The following is a 22,493-nucleotide window of genomic DNA, read 5'->3' on the forward strand; positions in this document are numbered from 1 at the left end:
GCAGCCGTGAGGCCGCCGGGGGTTCCGTCGTTCCGAGCCGGGATCAGCCGGTGTTCTGCAGCCCCGCCGCGACTCCGTTGACCGCGAGCAGGAGCAGCCGCTGGTTCTGCTCCGTCCCGGATCCGCCCGGGTCGGTGCGGAGCGCCTTCAGTGCGCGCAGCTGCAGGAGCGAGAGCGCGTTGACGTACGGGGTGCGCAGGCGCACGGCACGGCCGAGCACGCGGTGGCCCGTGAGCAGGCTCTCCTCGCCGGTGATCGAGAGCACCCACCGGCGGGTGAGCGCCATCTCGTCGAGCACGAGTCCGGCGAGGTCGTCGCGGGAGTCGAGGGCGAGGTAGCGGCGGGCGATGCCCTCGTCGGTCTTCGCGAGCGACATCTCGACGTTGTCGACCATCGTCGTGAACAGCGGCCAGGAGGCGTAGGCCTCGCGGAGCAGGTCGAGGTCGCCGACGGCCTCGAGCGCGCTGCCCAGCCCGAACCAGCCGGTCAGGTTGACGCGGGCCTGGGTCCAGGCGAAGACCCACGGGATCGCTCGCAGGTCCTCGAGCGACTCGACGGAGAGGCCGCGGCGGGCCGGACGCGAGCCGAGGGCGAGCAGGCCCACCTCCTCCTGCGGGGTGACCCGGGCGAACCACGGCGCGAAGCCGTCGGCCTTCACGAGCTCGAAGAAGCGGCGGCGCGACTCGCGGTCCATCGTCGCCGCCACCTCGGCGAAGCGCTCCGCGGCGCCCGCGTTGCGCTCGCCGACCGCGGGGGAGGAGGCGAGCAGCGTCGCTCCCGCCACCTGCTCGATGTGCCGGGTGGCGATGTCCGGGTTGCCGTAGCGGGCGAAGATGACCTCGCCCTGCTCCGTCAGCTTGAAGCGGCCGTCCACCGATCCGGGCGGCTGCGCGAGGACGGCCCGGTTGGCCGGCCCGCCGCCGCGGCCGAGCGCTCCGCCGCGCCCGTGGAACAGCGTGAGCACGATGCCCTCGTCGGCCGCCCACTGCGCGATGCGCGCCTGCGCGTCGTAGAGCGCGAGCGTCGCCGAGACCGGTCCGACGTCCTTCGACGAGTCGGAGTAGCCGAGCATCACCTCGAGCCGGTTGCCGGTGGCCGCGAGGCGCGCCTGCACCTGGGGGAGGCGGATCATCTCGGCGAGGATGTCGGTCGAGGCGTCGAGGTCGGCGAAGGTCTCGAAGAGCGGGACCGCGTCGATGATCGGCGGCTTGCCGTCGGTCGCCGCCTCGGCCAGTTCGAAGACCGTCCGCAGGTCGTCGGCCGACTGTGTGAAGGAGACGATGTACCGCCTCGCCGCGTCGGTGCCGAAGCGCTCCTGGACCTTCGCGATCGCCCGGAACACCGACAGGACCTCGAGGCCGCGCTCGTCGAGCTCCTCGCCGGCGCGGATCGCGGCGATCGTCTCGCGGTGCACCTTCGAGTGCTGGCGCACCTCGATCTCGGCGAGGTGGAAGCCGAAGGTCTCGAGCTGCCAGACGAAGTCCTGGAGGTCGCCGTACGCGGCGCGGACGTCCTCGGCCTCGACCAGGGACTCCTGGAGGGTGCGCAGCTCGGCCAGCAGCTCGGCGGCGGCGGAGTAGGCCAGCGGCCCCTCGGACCGGGTCGCGGCCAGGCGCTCGGCCGCGAAGAGCAGGACGCGGCGGTGCGCCTCGTTGGGCGAGCGCTCGGCGATGTCGGCGGCGAGCTCGGGAGCCCGCTCGACGCAGGAGGCCCAGAGCGCCTCGACGGCGGCCGACGGGGGAGTGGTCGACGCGTCGAGGGTCAGCGCGCGGCCCACGCGGCGGGCGACCCGCTCGAGGCCCATGAGGACGTGCTCGGAGGCGATGTCCACCGCAGCGAGGGTCGTCTCGGCGGTGACGAAGGGATTGCCGTCGCGGTCGCCGCCGATCCAGGTGCCCAGGCGGACGAAGGCCGGTGCGACCGGAGCCCGGGTGCCCGAGCCCTCGCCGAGCAGAGCGTCGTCGAGGCGGCGGTAGACGCGGGGGAGCACCGAGAACAGCGACTCGTCGAAGACGCTCATCGCGGTGCGCACCTCGTCGAGAGGAGTGGGCTTGGACTCGCGCAGCGGAGCGGTGCGCCACAGCGTGTCGACCTCGGCCAGCAGCTTGCGGCGGATCTCCACCAGCACGACGCCGCCCATGCGCGGGTCGTCGCGCTGCTCGAGCAGGTCGCTGATGCGGCGGATGGTCGAGGCCACTGCGCGGCGGCGCGCCTCGGTCGGGTGCGCCGTGAGGACCGGGCGGAACTCCAGTCGGGACAGGCGCGCGAACGCCTCGTCCTCCCCGAGCTCCCCGGTCAGCCGGCGCATCGAGGCGAGGATCGAGTCCTCGGGCGACTGCGCGCCGGCGTCGGCCTCGCGCCGGCGCAGCACGCGGACGCGGTGGAACTCCTCCGCCACGTTGACGAGGTGGAAGTAGCAGGTGAACGCCCGGGCGACCTCCTCGGCGCGCTCGAGCGTGAGCGAGGCGACGAACTCCTCCGCCTCCGCGGTCCCGGCGGCGTCGCCGCTGTCGTAGGCGCTGATCGTGAGCGCGCGCAGGCGCTCCACGTCCTCGTAGAGGGAGGGCTCGCCCGACTCGCGGAGCACCTGGCCGAGCAGCTCGCCCAGCAGGTGGACGTCGGCGCGGATCCTCTCGTCGAGCGGAGGCGCGGTCGTCCCGTCGGCGGAGGAGGGGGCGGTGGCGGAGGCGGGTGCTGCGGTCGCGGCGGACGCGTCGGAGAACGGATGCACGGGAGAGACCTTAGCGGCGGTGCGTATCGAGCACATGACGCCTGCGTCACGATCCGAACTGGAATGATCGAGGGGTGACCGTGACAACCGCACCCCCCGCTCCAGCCGTCCAGACCGAGCAGGCGGCACCCCATGTCGTCGTGCTGTTCGGCGCCGTCGGCGACCTGGCCCGGCGCAAGCTCATCCCGGGGATGGCCCACCTCGCGCTCTCCTCCCTCGCACCGGACCTGCAGATCGTCGGCACCTCGCTCGAGGAGCACGACGACGCCTCGTTCCGTGCCTTCGCGAAGCTGGCCTACGACGAGTTCGGGAGCCGCTCCCTGACGCCGGCGCAGTGGGACGAGTTCGCGTCCAAGCTCCGCTACGTCCCGCAGTCCGCGGGCCCGGCCGCGCTGGCCGCCGCCGTGACCGACGCCGAGGCGGTCCTCGGCCCGGACGTGAGCCGGCTGCACTACCTCAGCGTCCCGCCCAGGGCCGCGCTCTCCGTCGTGCGGATGCTCGCCGAGGCCGGGCTGGTCGAGCGCTCGCGGATCATCATGGAGAAGCCGTTCGGCGTCGACCTCGAGAGCGCGGTCGTCCTCAACGCGGAGCTCCACGAGACCTTCAGCGAGGAGCAGATCTTCCGGATCGACCACTTCCTCGGCAAGGAGCCGGCGCAGAACATCCTGGCCTTCCGCTTCGCCAACGGCCTCTTCGAGCCGATCTGGAACCGCAACTTCATCGATCACGTCCAGATCGACATCCCCGAGCGCCTGACTCTCGACCGCCGCGCCGAGTTCTACGAGTCCACCGGCGCCTACAAGGACATGGTCGTCACCCACCTCTTCCAGGTGCTGGCGTTCATGGCGATGGAGCCGCCGACCGCGCTGGAGCCCCAGGCCATCAGCGAGGAGAAGAACAAGGTCTTCCGCTCGATGCGTCCGCTGAACCCCGAGAACGTGGTGCGCGGCCAGTACATCGGCTACCGCGACGAGCCGGGCGTCGCCGCCGACTCCGAGACCGACACCTTCGTCGCGCTGAAGTGCGAGATCGACAACTGGCGCTGGGCGGGAGTGCCGTTCTACCTCCGCACCGGCAAGCGGATGGCCGAGGGCCAGCGCATCATCTCGATCGCGTTCCGCGAGCCCCCGAAGAGCATGTTCCCGCAGGGCTCCGGAGTCGGTGCCCACGGCCCGGACCACCTCACCTTCGACCTGGCGGACGCCTCGAAGGTCTCGCTCTCGTTCTACGGGAAGCGCCCCGGTCCCGGCATGCGGCTCGACAAGCTGAGCATGCAGTTCGCGCTCCAGGAGACCGACCGCGCGGGCGACGCGCTCGAGGCCTACGAGCGCCTGATCCTCGACGCGATGCGCGGAGACCACACGCTGTTCACCACCGCGGAGGGCATCGAGCGGCTCTGGGAGGTCTCCGCGCCGCTCCTGCAGGATCCGCCGCCCGTCCGTCTCTACGCGCCCGGCTCCTGGGGGCCGAACGCCATCCACCAGCTGATCGCGCCGCACGCCTGGCGCCTGCCGTTCGAGCGGGTCTGGCGCGACAAGCGCTGACCACGCCGCCGTGCGCCCCGCCTAGGCTGGGCGCATGGCGCGCACCGGTGAGGACCGGATCTGGACGGTCCCGAACGTCCTCAGCTTGGTGCGCCTCGCCCTGGTGCCGGTGTTCCTCGTGCTCGTGGTCCTCGGCGAGGACGCGCTCGCGCTCCTGACCCTCGTGGTCTCGAGCCTCACCGACTACCTCGACGGCTGGATCGCGCGCCGCTTCGACCAGATGACGCGCCTCGGCCGCGTCCTCGATCCGGCCGCCGACCGCCTCTACATCTTCGCCACCGTCCTGGGCCTCGCGGCCCGCGGACTGGTGCCCTGGTGGCTGGTCGCCGTGCTGCTCGCCCGCGACCTGATGCTCGTGGTCCTGGCGGTCGTCCTGGCGAACAACGGCTACGGACCGCTTCCCGTGCACCACCTGGGGAAATTCGCGACCTTCTGCCTCTTCTACGCGCTCCCGCTGATCATGCTGGGGCAGGCGTTCCCGGCCCTCGCGCCCGCCTCGCTCCCCATCGCCTGGGCCTTCGCGCTGTGGGGCGCGTTCCTCTACTGGTGGGCCGGGATCGTCTACGCCGTCCAGACGCGGGACCTCGTCCTGGGGGTCCGCACAGGTGCTCAGGGGTCCGACGAGGGTCACGATTCGGATACGCTGACCTGATAGGAGGTACGTCTTGGTCGAGCCCGTCGGTGGAGCATCATCCGCCCAGCACAATTCCGTTCCCGGTGAGCCGTCGACGGAGACGACTCTGACGTTCACCGACGACATCGGTGCCCAGCTCGCCGCTCTCGACAACCGCGCGTCCCGCGAGGAGGCCGAGGCCGTCGGGGCTCTGCCCTCGGGATCCGCGCTGCTGGTCGTGCGCCGCGGACCGAACACCGGCGCCCGCTTCCTCCTCGACACCGACTCCACGACGGTCGGCCGTCACCCCGACGCGGGCATCTTCCTCGACGACGTCACGGTCTCGCGCCGGCACGCCGAGTTCGTCCGCCGCGGCACGGCGTTCGAGGTCCACGACCTCGGCTCCCTGAACGGCACCTACTTCGACGGGGTCCGGATCGAGTCCGCGATCCTCACCGACGGCTCCGAGGTGCAGGTCGGCAAGTTCCGACTCACCTTCTACGCGTCCCGCGCCGACCTCGTCGCCGCTCCGGACGCGTGAGCCGTGGGCCGCTCCTCCGCGCGCGCCCTCCCCACCGGCTCCGCCGCTCTGCTGAGCATCGGGCAGGTGCTGGCCAGGCTGACCAGTGAGTTCCCGGACGTCACCCCGTCCAAGCTGCGCTTCCTCGAGGAGCAGGGGCTCGTCTCGCCGGCCCGCACCGACTCCGGCTACCGCAAGTTCTCGGGCTCCGACGTCGAGCGGCTCCGGATGATCCTCGCTCTGCAGCGCGACCACTACCTCCCCCTCAAGGTCATCCGCGGATACCTCGACGACATCGACGCCGGACGCGAGCCCGCCCTGCCGGCCGGTGTCGGGGGTCCGAGCGCCTCGCTCCTCGGCCCCGCCACGCGGTTGACCCGCGAGGGCCTCGCGGCCGAGTCCGGTGCCACGCCCGCTCTCGTCCAGGAGGCCATCGCCGCCGGGCTCGTGCGGGGCGGGGACGTGTTCGGGGACGAGGCCGTGACGACGCTCAAGGCGCTCGTCGACCTCGGCCGATCCGGTATCGAGCCCCGCCATCTCCGACCGCTCCGCGTCGCCGTCGAGCGCGAGATGTCGCTCATCGAGAGCGTCGTCGCCTCCAGCGCCCGCCGCGGAGAGGCGTCCGGCTCCGCCGGCGCTGCCGAGAACGCGGTGGGGCTCGCGACCCAGCTGGGCACGATCCGCGGGGCGATGGTGCGCAGCGCCCTCTCGCGGATCGCCCGCTCGTGAGGGCCGCGCCGCCGGCCGTCGGGCGGCCCGTGCGACACGCCGCGGCGCCGAGGCCGATGTCGTTTACTCGGCCTGCGCCGGTCGGTACGGTAGGGAGCGCGTTCGGAGGATCCGGCGTCCGGATCCGAGAGGCACAGGGATGAGAGAAGTCAGCCGCGACGTCAGCGGCCAGCGCGACCTCGTCCTGTTCACCGACGGACTGCCCGAGCTCGACGCCGACGCGGGCTACCGCGGGGCCGTCGCGGCGCGCGCCGCGGGGATCACCTACCGGCAGCTCGACTACTGGGCGCGGACCGAGCTCGTCGAGCCCACCGTGCGCGGCGCGTCCGGCTCCGGAACGCAGCGCCTCTACGGCTTCCGCGACATCCTCGTGCTGAAGCTGGTCAAGCGCCTGCTCGACACCGGGATCTCGCTCCAGCAGATCCGCACGGCGGTCAACCAGCTCCGCGAGTCCGGGGTCGACGACCTCGCGCAGACGACCCTGATGAGCGACGGCGCGAGCGTCTACCTCTGCACCTCGAACGACGAGGTCATCGACCTGCTCAGCCGCGGCCAGGGCGTCTTCGGCATCGCCGTCGGCAAGGTCCTCCGCGAGGTCGAGTCGAGCCTCGTCGAGCTCGACCACCAGTCGGTCGACCCGGGCGACGAGCTCGCCCAGCGCCGCGCCTCCCGCCGCGTCGGCTGACCGCCCACCCCTCGCGGGTCGGCCGCTGCTCCGGGGACTCCCGGGTCTCCTCCGCGCGCTCAACTGGTCAGGAGCGGACCCGCCTGCAGCCGTGCTGTGCGAGCAACGGGCGCCACCCGAGTCTCACCGTGCTGGTCGAATGGCGGGCCCCGCCCGCGTGAACCGTCCGCCGGACGCGAGCTCCCCGCCGATCACGCCCGCTAGCATGCGGGTCCGATGACGGGCTCCGTCCGTGTCCCGCCCTGCGGATCCGACGATGGGCTCCGCCCGCGCATCGAGAGTCCGCGCTGAACTCCGACGCCGAGCGTCCGCCGGCGCCGTCCCTGGCACTCCTCGGGCACCGAGCATCGCCCGCGTCCCGAGACCTCGAGCCGGAGAAGTCCGGCGGACCCGCCGGCCCTAGGTCGCGGCGGGGACCTGCTCGCCGATGCGTCCGGTGCGGATGACGCGGTCGAGCAGCAGGTCGAAGTTGTGCGCCATCTCCTGGGCGCTCTCCCCGGGCCAGACGTGGACGGGCTTCGCCGCGCCCTGCGCCTGCTGGAGGGAGGTGCGCTCCGGGAGCTGCGGGCTGAGGACGAGCGGCCCGAACATGTCGCGCAGCTCCTTGATCCGGAACTGGTGCTCCAACGACTGGACGCGGGCGCGGTTGACGATTATGCCCAGCGGCTGGAGGCGCGGGCTGAGTCCGCGGCGGATCTCCTCGATCGCCCGGAGCGCCCGGTCGGCGGCGGCCACCGAGAACAGGCCCGGCTCCGTGACGACGGCGACGCGGTCGCTCGCGGCCCAGGCCGTGCGGGTCAGGGCGTTGAGCGAAGGGGCGCAGTCGATCAGCACGAGGTCGTAGTCGGCCTCGACGCTCGCGAGGGCCTCCTCGAGCTTCCAGATGTCGCGGATGCTGGGGTGCGGCCCGTCGAAGTTGATCGCGGAGGGGCTGCCGATCAGCACGTCGATCGTGCCGTGGTGCTCCTTGGTCCAGCCGGAGGGGGCGATCGCCGAGCGGACGATCTTCTCCTTCGGCGACGTCAGGACGTCGGCGATGTTGAGGTGGCCGGCGACGTTGATGTCCATTCCGGTCGACACGTCGGACTGGGGATCGAGGTCGACGACCAGCGTTCGCAGGCCCTTCGAGAACGCCGCGGATGCAAGGCCGAGCGTCACCGTGGTCTTGCCGACGCCGCCCTTGAGGGAGCTCACGCTGAGTACATGCATGGCTGACTACTTTACGTTCCTCCGGGCGGCAGAACCTAACCGTTCGCTGCACGCGCCGTCCGCGCCGTCTCCGGAAGCGGGCCGCACTAGCAGTCGGAGCGCGCTCCGACCAAGCCGCCCGGCGCGATCCGGGCCCGCCGGTACACTCGTCCTGAGCGGAAGGAGGCTCGTTCGCATGGATGAGCGCAACGACGAACAGCCCGACACCGGCACCGGTCCCACGCCGCGGACCGCCATGGACGCGGCTCGGGAATCGGGTCAGTACTCCCCGCGAGCGAGCGACACCGCTCCGACCCTCCTGCCCGACGGCGTGCGGATCACCCCGCCCGGCCCGCGGCGCCGCTCCACCGCCCCTGCTCCGGTCGAGGACGAGGACGCGATCGACGTCGGCCGCCTCGGCCTGCCGCCCTCGCGCTCGCACGCTCTCGTGCCCCCGGAGCCGAGTCCTGCTCCGACCCCCTCACCGGCTCCCGCTCACCCGTCCGGCGCGAACGGACCGGTCTCGGCGGGGATCCCCGCCCGAGCGGAGTCCGCCGAGAAGCCCGCGGCGTCCGAGTCCGCGGGGGAGCCCGCCGCCGTCCCCACGCGCCGCGACCGCCTCCGCGCCGAGTCCTCGAGCGTCGCTCCCGCCCCGTCCGCGCCGAGCGCCGCCGTCCCCGAGTCGGCGTCGATGCTCACCCCGGACAGGCTGCTAGAGGTCAACCGCAAGACCCGTCCCGCTCCCACGGGCGGCTGGCACCGCTTCCTCTACGGCCTGACCTTCCACACGGTCAACCTCGGCGACTCCGCGAAGGTGAAGGCGTGGAAGGCGATGGACGAGCGGATCGGCCGGCAGTTCGAGGGCGGCACCCGCTTCGTCCCGGTCATGACCCGCAAGGGCGGCGTCGGCAAGACCACGGTCACGACGCTCCTGGGCATGGCCCTCGCCGACGCGCGCGAGGACCGCATCATCGCGGTCGACGCGAACCCCGACCGCGGCACCCTGGCCGAGCGCGTCCCCAAGCAGACGCGGGCGACCGTCCGCGACGTCGTGAACCGCGCGGCCGGCGTGACCGGGTTCACCGAGTTCTCGACGATGGTCTCCCGCGACGAGACCCGCCTCGACGTCCTCGCCTCCGACACCGACCCGCAGCTCTCCGAGGCCTTCGACGAGGACGACTACAACGTGGTCGCCGACCTGGTCGAGCGCTTCTACTCGATCATGCTCACCGACTGCGGCACGGGCATCGTGCACTCGGTGATGCGGCCCACGCTGCAGCGCGCCGACACGGTGGTGATCGTCTCGGGCGGCAGCGTCGACGAGGCCCGCCTGGCCTCCGAGACCCTCACCTGGCTGGACGCGAACGGCTACGGCGCCCTGGTGCGCAACGCGGTCGTCGCGCTCAACACGGCGACGCAGGGCACGAGCCTGGTGAAGCTGGAGGAGATCGAGTCGCACTTCCGCTCCCGCGTCCGCGACATCGTCCGGATCCCCTACGACCCGGTGCTCGCCGCCGGATCCGTGGTGAAGTGGGAGCAGCTGCGCGAGGGCACGAAGGACGCCGCACGCCTGCTCGCCGCGCTCGTGGTCGAGGGCATGCCGGTCCGACGTGTCTGAGCCCCGGGCTTCCGGGGCGGCGTCCGCCGCGCACCAGGACCGCACCGACGGACCCGACGCGTCCACCGACGCCTTCGACCTGATCGTCATCGGGGCCGGCTCCGGCAACTCGATCGTCGGTCCGGAGTTCGACGGCCTGCGGGTCGCGATCCTCGACGACGGGGAGTGGTTCGGCGGCACCTGCCTCAACGCCGGCTGCATCCCGACCAAGATGTTCGTCCATGTCGCCGACGTGGTCACCGACGTCGACCAGGGCGGCCCGATCGGCGTCCACTCCCGCCTGCGCCGCCCCGAGTGGGCCGAGGTGCGCGACCGGGTCTTCGGCCGGATCGACGCGATCAGCGAGGGCGGTTTCGAGTACCGCGATCAGCGCTCCCCGAACGTGACCGTCCTCCGCGAGAGCTTCGGCTTCGAGTCGCTCGGAGACGGCGACCGCCCGCACGTCCTCGTCAGCGCCAGCGGTGCCCGCATCAGTGCGCCGCAGGTGGTCGTGGCCGCCGGCTCGCGGCCCAGGCCGCTCCTCGCCGCGTACGAGCCGGACCCCCGCATCCAGGACTCCTCCTCCGTCATGCGGCTCGACGAGCTCCCCGAGCGGATGCTGATCCTCGGCGGCGGCGCGGTGGCCGTCGAGTTCGCCCACGTCTTCTCCTCCTTCGGCACGGCCGTGACCGTCGCCGTCCGCGGCGACCGCCTCCTCCGCGCCCTCGACGAGGACGTCTCGCGCCGGTTCACCGGGATCGCCGCCCAGCGGTACACGGTGCTCACCGGAGTGAGCGCCGAGAGCGTCGACGCCCGCCCTGACGGGCTCCGCGTCGCCCTCAGCGACGGCACGACGGTCGAGACCGACCTGCTGCTCGTCGCGCTCGGCCGCGACCCCAACAGCGACACGGTCGCCGCCGCCTCCGTCGGGATCGATCTGCACGAGGACGGCCGGATCAGCGTCGACACCGAGCAGCGCGTCCTCTCCGGCGGACACCCCGTGCCCGGCCTCTTCGCCCTCGGCGACGTGTCGTCCCGCTGGCAGCTCAAGCACGTCGCCAACCACGAGGCGCGCCTCGTGGCGCACAACCTCCTGCACCCGGGAGAGCTGCTCTCCGACACCCTCTCGCCGGTGCCCGGCGCGATCTTCGCCCACCCGCAGATCGCCCACTTCGGGCTCACCGCGGCCGAAGCGCGGGACCAGGGCCTGGACGTCGTCACCGTCACCCAGGAGTACGGCTCCACCGCCTTCGGCTGGGCGCTCGAGGACGACTCCAGCGCCTGCCTCCTGGTCGTCGGACTCGACGGCACCCTCCTCGGCGCGCACATCATCGGGCCGCAGGCCAGTATCCTCATTCAGCCGCTCGTCCAGGCCGCCAGCGCCGGCACCGGCATCCGCGGACTCGCCCGCAGCCAGTACTGGCCGCACCCCGCAGCGAGCGAAGTCGTCGAGAACGCCCTCCTGAGCGCGGAGGAGGCCCTGAGGGAGCGCACCACATGACCGAACGCCAGATCCGCATCTTCGGGGACCCGGTGCTGAAGACCCCGTCCACGACCATCGCGACGGTCGACGCCGGCGTCCGCGGCCTCGTCGAGGACCTCGTCGACAGCGTCCGCCCGCCCGGACGCGCCGGCGTCGCAGCCCCCCAGATCGGCGTCAACCTCCGCGCCTTCAGCTACAACGTCGACGGCGTCATCGGCTACATCCTCAACCCCGAGATCATCGAGCTCAGCGGAGACCCGCAACCGGTCGACGAGGGCTGCCTCTCCGTCCCGAACCTCTGGTACCCCGCGATCCGCTACCCGCACGCGAAGGTCCGCGGTACCGACCTCGACGGCAACGAGATCGTCCTCGAAGGCGACGGCCTCATGGCCCAGGCCCTCCAGCACGAATGCGACCACCTCGACGGACGCCTCTACCTCGACCGCCTCTCCAAGGACGACCGCCGCGCCGCCATGAAGGCCGTCCGGGAATCCGACTGGTTCTGAGTTCGATTGCCGGGCCGGTCCCTGCCCGGCCCGGCGCGGTCGGCTCAGCGAGGTGGGGGCGTTCCGTGGAGCGTCGTGCGTTCCGCCGACGGTGAAGCGCTGGCACGCGCTTCACCGGATACGGCTGTGTTGGTGGGGAGCCGGTCCTTGCCCGGCTCCACGCAGTCGGCCGCTCGAGGTGGGTGCGTTCCGTGGAGCGTCGTGCGTTCCGCCGACGGTGAAGCGCTGGCACGCGCTTCACCGAATACGGCTGTGTTGAGGGGGAGCCGGTCCTTGCCCGGCTCCACGCAGTCGGCCGCTCGAGGTGGGTGCGTTCCGTGGAGCGTCGGGCGTTCCGCCGACGGGAAAGCGCTGGGACGCGCTTTTCCGGATCCGGCTGTGTTGGTGGGGAGCCGGTCCTTGCCCGGCTCCGCGCGGTCGGCCTTTCGAGGTGGGCGCGTTCCGTGGAGCGCCGTGCGTTCCGCCGACGGTGAAGCGCTGGCACGCGCTTCACCGGATACGGCTGTGTTTTGGGGAGCCGGTCCTTGCCCGGCTCCGCGCGGTCGGCCTTTCGAGGTGGGCGCGTTCCGTGGAGCGTCGTGCGTTCCGCCGACGGGAAAGCACTTGTACGCGCTTTCCCGGATACGGCTGTGTTGAGGGGGAGCCGGTCCCTGCCCGGCTCGGCGCGGTCGGCACCGCGACAGGGGCGCGTCGAGGAGAGCGTCGGGCGTTCTGCCGACGGGATAGCGCTGGGCGCGCTTTCTCGGAGGCGGCAGCGATCGGGAAGGGGTGCTCACGACGCGGGGAGAGCGCGGGGTCAGCGGAGGGAGATGCCCTCGGTGGCGGGGGCGGCGGAGTAGACGGCGGCGATGGTGTCGGCGAAGTCGGCGAGGATGACGTTGCGCTTGATGCTCATCTTCGGAGTCAGGTGACCGCTCGCCTCCGTGAACTCGGTCGGGAGGATCACGAACTTCCGGATCGACTCGGCGCGGGACACGCGCTCGTTCGCCGCATCGACGGCCCGCTGCACCTCGGCCAGAACGACCGGGTTCACGGCCGCGTCCTCGAGTGAGAGGCCCTTGTCCTGCCCGTTGTTCGCGAGCCACGTCGGCAGCATCTCGGAGTCGAGCGTGACAAGAGCGGCGATGAACGGGCGCTGATCGCCGACGACGACGACCTGGCCGACCAGCGGGTTCGCGCGGATCGGATCCTCCAGCGCCGCCGGAGCGACGTTCTTGCCGCCGGCGGTGACGATGATCTCCTTCTTCCGCCCGGTGACGCGCAGGTACCCGTCCTCGTCCAGGGTCCCGAGGTCGCCCGTGCGGAACCACTCGCCGTCGAAAGACTCGGCCGTCGCCGCCTCGTTGTTCCAGTAGCCGCCGAAGACGTCGATGCCGCGCACCTGGATCTCGCCGTCGCCCGCGATCCGGATCGAGACCCCGGGCATCGCCGGGCCCACCGAGCCGATCTTGAACCGCTCGGTGCGGTTGACGGTGGCGGGCGCCGTCGTCTCCGTGAGGCCGTAGCCCTCGAGGATCTTGATGCCGAGGCTGTGGAAGAAGTGCCCGAGCCGGTCTCCCAGCGGCGCCGAGCCGGACACGGCGAAGCGGACGTTCCCGCCCATGGCGGTGCGCAGCTTCGAGTAGACGAGCCGGTCGAAGAGGAGGAACTGCAGCTTCAGCGCGAGCGGCACCGAGCCCGCCTCGAGCGCCATCGAGTGGGCGACGGCGACGTCGGCCGCGCGGCGGAAGATCTTCCCCTTCCCCCCGGCCTCGGCCTTCTGCTCGGCGGAGTTGTAGACCTTCTCGAACACGCGCGGCACGGCCAGGAGGAACGTCGGCTTGAAGGACGCGAGTGAGGGGAGCAGCTGCCTGGTGTCGGCCTGGTGCCCCACCTTCACCCCGCCGTGCACGCAGAGGATCGCGATGAAGCGGGCGAACACGTGCGCCGTGGTGATGAACAGCAGCGTCGACGCGCCGGGCTGGTGGATCAGCTCCGTCAGGGCGACCGCCGAGTTGCGGCTGAGCTCGACGAAGTTCGAGTGCCGGATGATGCAGCCCTTGGGGCGGCCGGTGGAGCCGGAGGTGTAGATGATCGTCGCGATGTCGGTGCCGGTCGCCAGCGAGCGGCGGCGCTCGATCTCGGCGTCCGGCACGTCGACGCCGCGCGCGACGAGCTTGTCCAGATCGCCCAGCCCGATCTGCCAGGCGAGTCGGACCTCGGGAAGGTCGGCGCGGATCTCGTCGAAGCGGGCGAAGTGCTCGGGGGTCTCGACGATCACGGCGTGCGCGCCGGAGTCGGCGAGGTTCCACTGCACCTGCGCGGGGGAGGAGGTCTCGTACACCGGGACGAGGATCCCGCCGGCGAACCAGACGGCGAAGTCGATCAGCGTCCACTCGTAGCGCGTCTTGCATATCAGCCCGACCTTCTCGCCCGGCTCGAGGCCGGCGGCGACGAAGCCCTTCGCGAGGGCCGTGACCTGGTCGAGGAACTCCTGCGCCGTCACATCGCGCCAGCCGTCGCCGTCGGGCAGCGCGAAGAGCGGGCGATCGGGCGTCTCGCGGACGCGGTCCAGCAGGAGGGCGGTCGTGTTGGCCTGGGGATCGGCCGGAACCACCAGGGGGGAATCGAACTGGTCCACGGCAACTCCTTCGGTACCTGAATGAACGTCGTCTCCACCCTACCGGCGCGGCGCAAGCTGTGGATCCGTTCAGGGTAACGATCCAGGGGTGGCTCCGCGAGGAGGGCCGACACGCGTCGCCGGGTCTCGCCGCTGAGCCGCATCGGAGCGCTCGCGGTCACTACACTCGTCCTGGCCGCCGCTCAGGGCGGCCCGCCGACGCTGCCGCGCCGGTGGCGACGGGAAGGCGGTTCGCGTGCACGCGATCGGGATCGACATCGGCGGCACGAAGATCGCCGGAGCCCTGGTCGACGAGTTCGGGGGGATCCTCCGCGAGGACCGTCGGCCCACGCCCGCCGGGCACCCCGAGCTGATCGTCGACGTCGTGGTCGAGATGGTCGAGCATCTGCGCTCCGGCCTGCTCCCGGGAGACGTCTCCGCGGTCGGAGTCGCGGCCGCCGGCTTCATCGACGCCTCGCAGTCGATCGTCTACTACGCCCCGAACATCAACTGGCGCAACGAGCCCTTCCGCGAGAAGCTCTCGGCCCGCATCGACCTGCCGATCATCATCGAGAACGATGCGAACGCCGCCGGCTGGGCCGAGTTCCGCTACGGCTCGGGCCGCCTCGTCAGCGACATGCTGATGCTCACCATCGGCACCGGAGTGGGTGGCGCGATCGTCATCAACGACCGGCTCCTGCGCGGCGGCTTCGGCGCCGCGGCCGAGATCGGGCACATGCGCGTCGTCCCCGGAGGCCTGCCCTGCGGCTGCGGCGCCCGCGGCTGCATCGAGCAGTACGGCTCGGGCCGCGCGCTCCAGCGCTTCGCCGGCGAGCTGGCCGACGCGGGCGGGATCGGCCAGGGCATCGCCGACGCCCGCGCCCGCAACGGCGGCGAGCTGAACGGCCACCTCATCTCCGAGCTGATCACCGCCGGAGACCTCGGCGCCCTCGCGGCGCTGCGCCAGCTCGGCCACTGGCTGGGCGAGGCGGCGGCCAGCCTGAGCGCCGTCCTCGACCCGCAGATGTTCGTCATCGGCGGCGGAGTGGCGCAGGCGGGCGACCTCCTGCTGGACCCCATCCGCCAGGCCTACCTCGACAACCTCCCCGCCCGGGGCTACCACCCCGAGCCCGAGTTCCGCATCGCGGAGCTCGTCAACGACGCCGGAGTCGTGGGGGCCGCCGACCTGGCGCGCCTGCACGCGAGCTCCCTCTAGCGGCACCCGCCGCACCCGATCCGCCGCACCGCCGAGGAGCCCGATGTTCTACTGGTTCATGAAGCACATCGTCGCGGGCCCGCTCCTGAAGACGATCTTCCGGCCGTGGGTGGTCGGCGCCGACAAGGTGCCGCAGAACGGCGGCGTGATCCTCGCGAGCAACCACCTCTCCTTCATCGACTCCGTGATCCTCCCGCTGGTGATCGAGCGGAACATGGTCTTCCTCGCCAAGAGCGACTACTTCACCGGCAAGGGCCTCAAGGGCTGGGCGACGCGGACGTTCTTCACCGCCACGGGGATGCTGCCCATCGACCGCTCCGGTGGCAAGGCGTCGGAGGCCTCGCTCAACACGGGCCTTCGCGTCCTCGCGGGCGGCCACGCCCTGGGCATCTATCCCGAGGGCACGCGCAGCCCCGACGGCCGCATGTACCGCGGCCGCACCGGTGTCGCGCGCATGGTCCTCGAGGCCCGCGTGCCCGTCATCCCGGTCGCCATGATCGACACCGCGCGCATCATGCCCATCGGGAAGCGCCTGCCGAAGCTGGGCCGCATCGGCATCGTCTTCGGGGAGCCGCTCGACTTCAGCCGCTTCGAGGGCATGGAGGGCGACCGGTTCATCCTCCGCTCGATCACCGACGAGATCATGTACGAGCTCCTCGCCCTGAGCGGCCAGGAGTACCTCGACGTCTACGCGACCTCGGTCAAGGAGAAGCGCGCGGCCCTCACCCGCTGAGCGCGCGCTCGACGCCGGGGCCCCCTCCCGGCCGAGCGCTCTGCCAGGCGATAAGCTCGTCAACCGCTGCCGTCCGTCCGGACGGCGGCCCTCCGCGCGCCGCTGGCGCCCGTCAGAACCGGGAACACCCTCGTGGTCATCGATCCGAACGAACCGTACGTCCTCGCCGCCCCCTCCGTGGTCGCCGGCCTGGACTATTGGCGCGAGCTCGAGATCAAGCAGCAGCCGCAGTGGCCCGATTCGGAGGCCGTGCGAGCGGCGTCCGCCGAGGTGGCCGCGCTCCCTCCGCTGGTGTTCGCCGGCGAGGTGGACCAGCTGCGCGAGCGTCTTGGAGCCGCGGCCCGCGGCGAGGCGTTCCTCCTGCAGGGCGGCGACTGCGCCGAGACCTTCGCCGGAGCGACCGCCGAGCAGATCCGGAACCGCGTCAAGACCGTGCTGCAGATGGCCGTCGTCCTGACCTACGGCGCGAGCATGCCCGTCATCAAGATGGGCCGGATGGCCGGCCAGTTCGCGAAGCCGCGCTCGAGCGACCTCGAGACCCGCGGCGACGTGACCCTGCCCGCCTACCGCGGCGACATCGTCAACGGCTACGACTTCACCCCGGAGTCGCGCGCCGCGGACCCGCGCCGCATCGTGCAGGGCTACCACACCGCCGCCTCGACGCTGAACCTCATCCGCGCCTTCACGCAGGGCGGATTCGCCGACCTGCGCCTCGTCCACTACTGGAACAAGGGCTTCACCGAGAACCCGCAGAACCAGCGCTATGAGCAGCTGGCCCGCGAGATCGACCGCGCGGTCAAGTTCATGGTGGCGTGCGGGGCCGACTTCGAGGGCATGAAGCGCACCGAGTTCTACACCGGCCACGAGGGCCTGCTGATGGACTACGAGCGCCCCATGACGCGCATCGACTCGCGGACCGGCACGCCGTACAACACCTCCAGCCACTTCATCTGGATCGGCGAGCGCACCCGCGAGCTCGACGGCGCTCACGTCGACTTCCTGTCGCGGGTGCGCAACCCGATCGGCGTGAAGCTCGGCCCGTCGACCACGCCCGAGACGATGCTCGAGCTGATCGACAAGCTCGACCCCGAGCGGGAGCCCGGTCGCCTCACCTTCATCACCCGCATGGGTGCCGGGAGGATTCGCGACGCCCTCCCGCCGCTGCTCGAGGCCGTCAAGCGGAGCGACGCCCTGCCGCTGTGGGTGACCGATCCGATGCACGGCAACGGGCTGACGACGCCGACCGGCTACAAGACCCGTCGCTTCGACGACGTGGTCGACGAGGTCAAGGGCTTCTTCGAGGCGCACCGCGCCGCGGGGACGCACCCGGGCGGCATCCACGTCGAGCTCACAGGCGACGACGTCACCGAGTGCCTCGGCGGCTCGGAGCACATCGACGAGGCGACGCTCGCCACCCGGTACGAGTCGGTCTGCGACCCGCGCCTCAACCACATGCAGTCGCTCGAGCTCGCGTTCCTCGTGGCGGAGGAGCTCCGGGGCCGCGCGATCTGATCCGACCCCGACCGCCGGTCGAGTCCCCGCCGAGGGGCTCGACCGGCGGCGTCAGGTCGTGATGGTGATCGACAGCTGGATCGTCGTGCCGCGCTGCACGAGATCGCCGGCCTTGTTGGACTGGTTCGTGACCTTGGTCAGCTCGTTCGGCGCCGCGTCGATCAGCGGGCCGAGCGTCGTCAGGGAGTAGCTCCACGACAGGTCCGCCGCCTCGAGGGCCGCCTTCGCCTCGTCGCGGTTCATCCCCACGACGTTCGGCACGGCGACGGGCTCGGGCCCCTTCGACACGACGACCGAGACGGTGTCGCCGGTCACGGCGGGCGCCTCCGGGTTCGCCTGCGTGAGGACGACGCCCGCGGCCACGGTGTCGCTCCAGTCCTCGCCGCTGCGGTCGAGGGCGAGACCGGCCGCCTCCGCCTTCGCCGTCGCGTCGTCGATCGAGAGGCCGACGACGTTCGGGATCGGTCCGAGGCTCACCACCATCGCGATGGTGCTGGTCTCGGACATCGTCTCGGGCAGCGCCGATCCGTCCGGCAGCGAGGCGGAGACGACCACACCGGCGTCGACGTCGGCGTCGAAGATCTTCGAGACGTCGCCGACGGTGAAGGAGCCGCCTGTCACCGCGGCGGCAGCGTCGGCCTCCGAGAGGCCGGCGAGAGACGGGACCGGCAGCTGGCGCGGCCCGCTCGAGACGGTCAGCGTGATGACGGAGCCCTTGTGCACCCCCTGCCCGCCGGGCGGATCGGAGCTCACCACCGTCCCCGCGGGCACGGTGAGGTCGGGCGTCTCCTGCGGCTGCACCTCGAAGCCCTGCGCCTGCAGCTGGGCCGTCGCGTCCTGCTGCGACTGGCTGACGACGTCCGGGATCGACACGATCGCGCCGGGTCCCTCGCCGAACCACCAGGCCGTCCCGCCGCCGATGAGCGCCAGGAGGAGCACGACCACCGTGAGCAGGACGCCGCGACGCCGTCGGACGCGGCGCCTGCTCGCGAGCCGGGCGACGGTGTCGTCGTCCTCGTCGACCACGAGCACCGCTCCGGGCGCCGGCGCCGGGTCGAAGACCGAGGTCTGCCCGGGCTCCGCCGGATCGAAGACGGCCGTCGCGGGCGCCGGATCGGCGACGGGCGCCGGGAGCGGGGTGACCGCCTGCGTGTCGCCGCGGCGGTCGCTCGGTGTGATGCCCATGAGTCGCTCGGCCTCGAGCAGCTGCGCGAGCATGACGCCGGCGTCGCGGGGCCGCATGTCCGGGTCGCGCTCGGTCGCCCAGAGGACGAGCTCGTCGAGCGAGGTGGGGACGGAGGCGACCGTCGCGCTGGGGTACGGGACGGAGTCGTTCGCGTGCTGGTACGCGATCTGCATCGGCTGCTCGCCCGTGAAGGGCTGCTCTCCGGTGAGCATCTCGTAGATCATGATCCCGATGGCGTAGATGTCGCTGCGGGTGTCGGCGGTGCCCCGCGTGACCAGCTCGGGGGAGAGGTAGGCGATCGTGCCGAGGAGGGCCTGGCCGGAGGCGGTGTTGGCGGAGGCGGCGCGCGCGAGGCCGAAGTCGCCGATCTTGATCCGGCCGTCGTCGGCGAGGAGCACGTTCTCGGGCTTGAGGTCACGGTGGAGGATCCCGGCGCGGTGCGCGGCGGCGAGACCCGAGAGCACGGAGTGCATGATGTCGACGACCTGCTGGGCGGTCAGCCGGCCGCGCTCCTTCAGCAGGTCGCGCAGGGTGATCCCGGGGAGGTACTCCATCACCAGGTAGGCCATGTCCGAGTCCTGGCCCTGGTCGAAGACGCTGACCACGTTCGGGTGGGCGAGACGGGCGGCGGAGCGCGCCTCCTGGACGAAGCGGTTCTTGAACGTCGCGTCGTCGGAGAGGTGGCCGTGCATGACCTTCATCGCCACGCGGCGCTCGAGGCGCTGATCGTGCGCGAGGTAGACCGTCGCCATGCCGCCGCGGGCGATCCTCGAGCGCACCTCGTACCGGCCGTCGACGAGACGGCCGAGGAGAGGGTCGAGCTGGCTGGTGGTCACGCGACGAGTCTAGGCAAGACCCCCGGGGGAACCGGTGAGCGACGCCCGGGCGGCGCAGGACGGGCCCGACTCCTTCTCCGGACGCCCGCAGTTGGCGGCCCTCCGGGCTCGTGGCAGTCTTGACGCGTGACCGACTCGTCCGCTTCCCCCGCCACCTCGACCGATTCCGAGCTCGAGTGGCTGACCGTCCCCGACCTCGTGGAGCTGACCGGGCTCGGCGCCGGCCGGGTCCGCCGCCTCCTCGAGGAGCGCCACCTGCTCGGCACCCGCCGCGACGGCGTGCTGAAGGTCCCCGCCCTCTTCCTCCGCGACGGGGAGCCGATGAGCGAGATCCGCGGCACCGCGATCCTGCTCGCCGACTCCGGCTTCACCGACGACGAGGCGGTCGACTGGATGCTGACGGTCGAGGAGAGCCTGGGCACGAGCCCGATCGTCGCCCTCCGCGCCGGGCGCAAGGCCGAGGTCCGGCGGGTCGCCCAGGCCCTGGCCTGATCCCGCCGGTCCGCTCCTAGGAGGTGCGGACCGTGACCTGGGCGGCCAGCTCGCGCAGCTCCCTCACGCCCTCCGTGCGGAGCGGCGCGTCGGGGAGGACCGCGATCGCCGCGGCCACCTCCTGGTCGATGCGCTCCTCGAGCCGCTCGAGGGCGCCGCTGCCCGCGATGATCTCCTGCGCCCGCGCGATGGACGCCGCGTCGGCGTCGCTCCGGCCCACGACCGCGTCGAGCTCGGCCCGCTCGTCCGGCGAGCACGCGCTTCGGGCGAGGCCGAGCAGCACGGTGCGCTTGCCCTCCCGCAGATCGTCGCCGGCCGGCTTGCCCGTCACCGCCGGGTCGCCGAAGACTCCGAGGACGTCGTCGCGCAGCTGGAAGGCGATCCCGACCGGGAGCCCGAAGCGGCGCAGGGCGTCCAGCTGCGCGTCGTCGCCGCCGGCGAGGGAGCCGCCGATCACCAGCGGCGCCTCGATGCTGTACTTCGCGCTCTTGTACACCACCACCCGCTCCGCCCGCTGCAGGTGCTCGTGCTCGGGGTGCTGCACCCATGCGCTCTCCTCGAGGATGTCGAGGTACTGGCCCAGCGTGACCTCGGTGCGCATCAGGTTGAACTCCGCGCGCGCGCGCTCGGCTGCGACTCGATCCCCGAGCGACCACTCCGCCGCGGCGAAGATCTCGTCCGACCAGACCAGGAGGAGGTCGCCGAGGAGGATCGCGGAGGAGCGGCCGAACTCGTCGCGGTCGCCGGTCCAGCCGCCGTCGGCGTGGAAGGAGGAGAAGCGCCGGTGGGCCGCGGGAGCGCCGCGGCGGGTGTCGGAGTTGTCGATCACGTCGTCGTGGACGAGGGCGGCGGCGTGGAACAGCTCCAGCCCGGCGCCCACCCTCGCGATCGGATCGGAGCCGCTCGGATGGGCCTCGCTCGAGGTGCTCGACACCGCGTTCCAGCCCGCCTCGCAGAAGCGCGCGCGGAACCGCTTGCCCCCGCTGAGAAAGTCCCGCGAAAGGTCGCCGAGGGCGGAGACGTCCTCTCCTATGGAGCGCAGAATTGGCGTGCGCCCGGTGAGGAATTCATCGATTCGGAGCTGGACGCGATCGACCAGTCGAGAGCTGTGGTTCACCCGACCAGCCTATGCACCGAAGGTGCCTGGTGCCTGCGTCGGGCTCGGTCTACACTGAAGCGCCGCCCGACCGGTCGAGCCCAGACGCCGCCTATTCCGGTGCCGATCCCCGAAAGGGTCGACGCCCCACCCTGAAGGGGTCACGATGCCGCTTTCGGAACACGAGCAACGGCTCCTCGATGAGATGGAGCGGAACCTCTACCAGAACGACGCCGATTTCGTGGCGGCGGTCGGCAAGGGGCGCGGCGGCACCAACTACCGGGCCCTCGTGCTCGGCATCCTGCTCGGCATCCTCGGTCTCGCCGTGCTCGTCGCGGGCGTGGTCGTGCGCCAGCCCCTCGTCGGCATCCTCGGGTTCGCCTTCATGCTCGGCGGCGTGATCGTGGCCATGCGCCCGGCCGCCGGCGGCGCCGCCGAGCCCGGCCTGCCCGACGTCGGCCGTCCGTCGAAGCCCCGCTCGGGCAACCGCCAGGGGTCCGGCTTCATGGACCGACTGAACGACAGATGGGACAACCGCGGAGACGGGCGCGGCTAGCCCCCCTCCGCTCCACCACAGGGTCGATCCTCACGGATCGGCCCTTTTTTCGTGCCCGCGGCCTCCCTCCAGCGACCTTCCCCCTCCACTTCGCCCCACTGTCGCGATTCCGCGGAAACACGCGGATGACCGGGGCCTCTCCGGCGCGCCCCGCGCCGCGCCGGGGTTGTGAGTGGGGGGAAGTGGAGTACTGTGGAGGACACACCATCCTTGGCCGGAAGAAGTGGGGGGCAGTCCGTGTTCCTCGGCACCTATTCCCCCAAACTCGACGAGAAGGGCCGCGTGATCCTCCCCGCCAAGTTCCGCGACGAGCTCTCCTCCGGAGTCGTCGTCACGCGCGGCCAGGAGCGGTGCCTGTACGTGTTCAGCCAGGCCGAGTTCGAGGTGATGCACGAGAAGATCCGGCAGGCGCCGGTGACCAGCAAGCAGGCACGGGACTTCCTCCGGGTGTTCCTCTCGGGCGCGAGCGCCGAGACGCCGGACAAGCAGAACCGCGTGACTCTCCCGGCTCCGCTGCGTGCGTACGCGGGCCTCGACCGCGACCTCACCGTCATCGGAGCGGGCAACCGCGCCGAGATCTGGGCGCAGGGCGCCTGGGAGACCTACCTGGAGGAGCAGGAGTCCGTGTTCTCCGACACCCAGGAGGAGGTGATCCCCGGCCTGTTCTAGGT

General features: G+C 71.8%; 19 protein-coding genes. 14 read left to right on the forward strand and 5 right to left on the reverse strand.

Features of this window, described 5'->3' with window-relative positions; genetic code table 11:
- Positions 1–43: 43 nt before the first annotated feature.
- Positions 44–2,767, reverse strand: a complete 2,724-nt coding sequence (locus tag C5C82_RS01750; RefSeq protein WP_104222571.1) for a phosphoenolpyruvate carboxylase — start codon at positions 2,765–2,767, stop codon at positions 44–46.
- Between the two features lie 44 nt (positions 2,768–2,811).
- On the opposite strand from C5C82_RS01750, the gene zwf reads away from it, so the two are divergent.
- From zwf to C5C82_RS01775, 5 genes are all read left to right on the forward strand, one after another.
- A complete protein-coding gene (gene zwf / locus C5C82_RS01755) occupies positions 2,812–4,275 on the forward strand; it encodes a glucose-6-phosphate dehydrogenase (RefSeq protein ID WP_104225448.1) in 1,464 nt (487 codons plus the stop codon).
- Between the two features lie 34 nt (positions 4,276–4,309).
- Complete coding sequence (locus C5C82_RS01760) at positions 4,310–4,927, forward strand: CDP-alcohol phosphatidyltransferase family protein (RefSeq protein WP_104295637.1); 618 nt, start codon at positions 4,310–4,312, stop codon at positions 4,925–4,927.
- A gap of 13 nt (positions 4,928–4,940) precedes the next feature.
- On the forward strand, positions 4,941–5,429 hold the full coding sequence (locus C5C82_RS01765) for an FHA domain-containing protein (RefSeq protein WP_104222573.1): 489 nt from the start codon (positions 4,941–4,943) through the stop codon (positions 5,427–5,429).
- Positions 5,430–5,432: 3 nt separating this feature from the next.
- Positions 5,433–6,137: a MerR family transcriptional regulator gene (locus tag C5C82_RS01770; RefSeq protein WP_104222574.1), complete on the forward strand. Its 705-nt coding sequence runs from the start codon at positions 5,433–5,435 to the stop codon at positions 6,135–6,137.
- A gap of 139 nt (positions 6,138–6,276) precedes the next feature.
- Positions 6,277–6,822, forward strand: a complete 546-nt coding sequence (locus tag C5C82_RS01775; protein WP_104222575.1) for a MerR family transcriptional regulator — start codon at positions 6,277–6,279, stop codon at positions 6,820–6,822.
- Between the two features lie 399 nt (positions 6,823–7,221).
- Here C5C82_RS01775 and C5C82_RS01780 read toward each other — a convergent pair whose 3' ends face one another.
- A complete protein-coding gene (locus C5C82_RS01780) occupies positions 7,222–8,031 on the reverse strand; it encodes a ParA family protein (RefSeq protein WP_104222576.1) in 810 nt (269 codons plus the stop codon).
- Between the two features lie 175 nt (positions 8,032–8,206).
- On the opposite strand from C5C82_RS01780, the gene C5C82_RS01785 reads away from it, so the two are divergent.
- Genes C5C82_RS01785 through def form a run of 3 tightly spaced genes read left to right on the forward strand, consistent with a single transcriptional unit; the run spans position 8,207 to position 11,596 of the window.
- Positions 8,207–9,628, forward strand: coding sequence for a MinD/ParA family protein (locus tag C5C82_RS01785; protein WP_258062898.1), 1,422 nt, complete (start codon positions 8,207–8,209; stop codon positions 9,626–9,628).
- Positions 9,621–11,108 (forward strand): mycothione reductase, encoded by a 1,488-nt coding sequence (locus tag C5C82_RS01790; RefSeq protein ID WP_104325456.1) that lies wholly within the window; start codon positions 9,621–9,623, stop codon positions 11,106–11,108. The genes C5C82_RS01785 and C5C82_RS01790 overlap by 8 nt, the downstream gene beginning before the upstream one ends.
- Positions 11,105–11,596: a peptide deformylase gene (gene def / locus C5C82_RS01795; RefSeq protein WP_104295639.1), complete on the forward strand. Its 492-nt coding sequence runs from the start codon at positions 11,105–11,107 to the stop codon at positions 11,594–11,596. Before C5C82_RS01790 ends, def begins: the two co-directional genes overlap by 4 nt.
- A 796-nt stretch (positions 11,597–12,392) precedes the next feature.
- Here the strand turns inward: def and C5C82_RS01800 are convergent.
- A complete protein-coding gene (locus C5C82_RS01800) occupies positions 12,393–14,216 on the reverse strand; it encodes a long-chain fatty acid--CoA ligase (RefSeq protein ID WP_104247148.1) in 1,824 nt (607 codons plus the stop codon).
- Between the two features lie 235 nt (positions 14,217–14,451).
- Between C5C82_RS01800 and C5C82_RS01805 the strand changes: the two genes are divergently transcribed.
- The 3 genes from C5C82_RS01805 (at position 14,452) to C5C82_RS01815 (ending at position 17,656) form a co-directional block, all read left to right on the forward strand.
- A complete protein-coding gene (locus C5C82_RS01805) occupies positions 14,452–15,411 on the forward strand; it encodes an ROK family glucokinase (RefSeq protein WP_104222580.1) in 960 nt (319 codons plus the stop codon).
- A gap of 43 nt (positions 15,412–15,454) precedes the next feature.
- Positions 15,455–16,144 carry a 1-acyl-sn-glycerol-3-phosphate acyltransferase gene (locus tag C5C82_RS01810; RefSeq protein ID WP_104222581.1) on the forward strand — a complete coding sequence of 230 codons (690 nt, stop codon included), beginning with the start codon at positions 15,455–15,457 and terminating at the stop codon, positions 16,142–16,144.
- 177 nt (positions 16,145–16,321) lie between these two features.
- The gene (locus C5C82_RS01815; protein WP_104295653.1) at positions 16,322–17,656 is read left to right on the forward strand and encodes a class II 3-deoxy-7-phosphoheptulonate synthase; all 1,335 of its coding nucleotides are present in this window, start codon (positions 16,322–16,324) and stop codon (positions 17,654–17,656) included.
- 51 nt (positions 17,657–17,707) lie between these two features.
- Here the strand turns inward: C5C82_RS01815 and pknB are convergent, their stop codons facing one another.
- Complete coding sequence (pknB, locus tag C5C82_RS01820; RefSeq protein ID WP_104250750.1) at positions 17,708–19,678, reverse strand: Stk1 family PASTA domain-containing Ser/Thr kinase; 1,971 nt, start codon at positions 19,676–19,678, stop codon at positions 17,708–17,710.
- Between the two features lie 126 nt (positions 19,679–19,804).
- On the opposite strand from pknB, the gene C5C82_RS01825 reads away from it, so the two are divergent.
- Complete coding sequence (locus tag C5C82_RS01825; protein WP_104222583.1) at positions 19,805–20,170, forward strand: Rv2175c family DNA-binding protein; 366 nt, start codon at positions 19,805–19,807, stop codon at positions 20,168–20,170.
- A 16-nt stretch (positions 20,171–20,186) separates the two neighbouring features.
- Here C5C82_RS01825 and C5C82_RS01830 read toward each other — a convergent pair whose 3' ends face one another.
- Entirely contained in the window at positions 20,187–21,287 is a 1,101-nt protein-coding gene (locus C5C82_RS01830) for a polyprenyl synthetase family protein (protein WP_104295640.1), read from the reverse strand.
- Positions 21,288–21,432: 145 nt separating this feature from the next.
- Here C5C82_RS01830 and C5C82_RS01835 point away from each other — a divergent pair, with 145 nt between their 5' ends.
- The gene (locus tag C5C82_RS01835) at positions 21,433–21,822 is read left to right on the forward strand and encodes a DUF3040 domain-containing protein (RefSeq protein WP_104295641.1); all 390 of its coding nucleotides are present in this window, start codon (positions 21,433–21,435) and stop codon (positions 21,820–21,822) included.
- A gap of 237 nt (positions 21,823–22,059) precedes the next feature.
- Entirely contained in the window at positions 22,060–22,491 is a 432-nt protein-coding gene (mraZ, locus tag C5C82_RS01840) for a division/cell wall cluster transcriptional repressor MraZ (protein WP_104295642.1), read from the forward strand.
- The last annotated feature ends 2 nt before the right edge of the window (positions 22,492–22,493 follow it).

Origin of the sequence: Rathayibacter sp. AY1D5, from assembly GCF_002932515.1 — a bacterium.
Classification (GTDB): domain Bacteria; phylum Actinomycetota; class Actinomycetes; order Actinomycetales; family Microbacteriaceae; genus Rathayibacter.

What these genes read in the sequence shown, in the direction of transcription:
- C5C82_RS01775 (WP_104222575.1), top strand. Translation starts at nt 6,277, where the DNA reads ATGAGAGAAGTCAGCCGCGACGTCAGCGGCCAGCGCGACCTCGTCCTG.
- def (WP_104295639.1), top strand. Translation starts at nt 11,105, where the DNA reads ATGACCGAACGCCAGATCCGCATCTTCGGGGACCCGGTGCTGAAGACC.
- C5C82_RS01785 (WP_258062898.1), top strand. Translation starts at nt 8,207, where the DNA reads ATGGATGAGCGCAACGACGAACAGCCCGACACCGGCACCGGTCCCACG.
- C5C82_RS01835 (WP_104295641.1), top strand. Translation starts at nt 21,433, where the DNA reads ATGCCGCTTTCGGAACACGAGCAACGGCTCCTCGATGAGATGGAGCGG.
- C5C82_RS01760 (WP_104295637.1), top strand. Translation starts at nt 4,310, where the DNA reads ATGGCGCGCACCGGTGAGGACCGGATCTGGACGGTCCCGAACGTCCTC.
- C5C82_RS01750 (WP_104222571.1), bottom strand. Translation starts at nt 2,767, where the DNA reads ATGTGCTCGATACGCACCGCCGCTAAGGTCTCTCCCGTGCATCCGTTC.
- C5C82_RS01780 (WP_104222576.1), bottom strand. Translation starts at nt 8,031, where the DNA reads ATGCATGTACTCAGCGTGAGCTCCCTCAAGGGCGGCGTCGGCAAGACC.
- C5C82_RS01810 (WP_104222581.1), top strand. Translation starts at nt 15,455, where the DNA reads ATGTTCTACTGGTTCATGAAGCACATCGTCGCGGGCCCGCTCCTGAAG.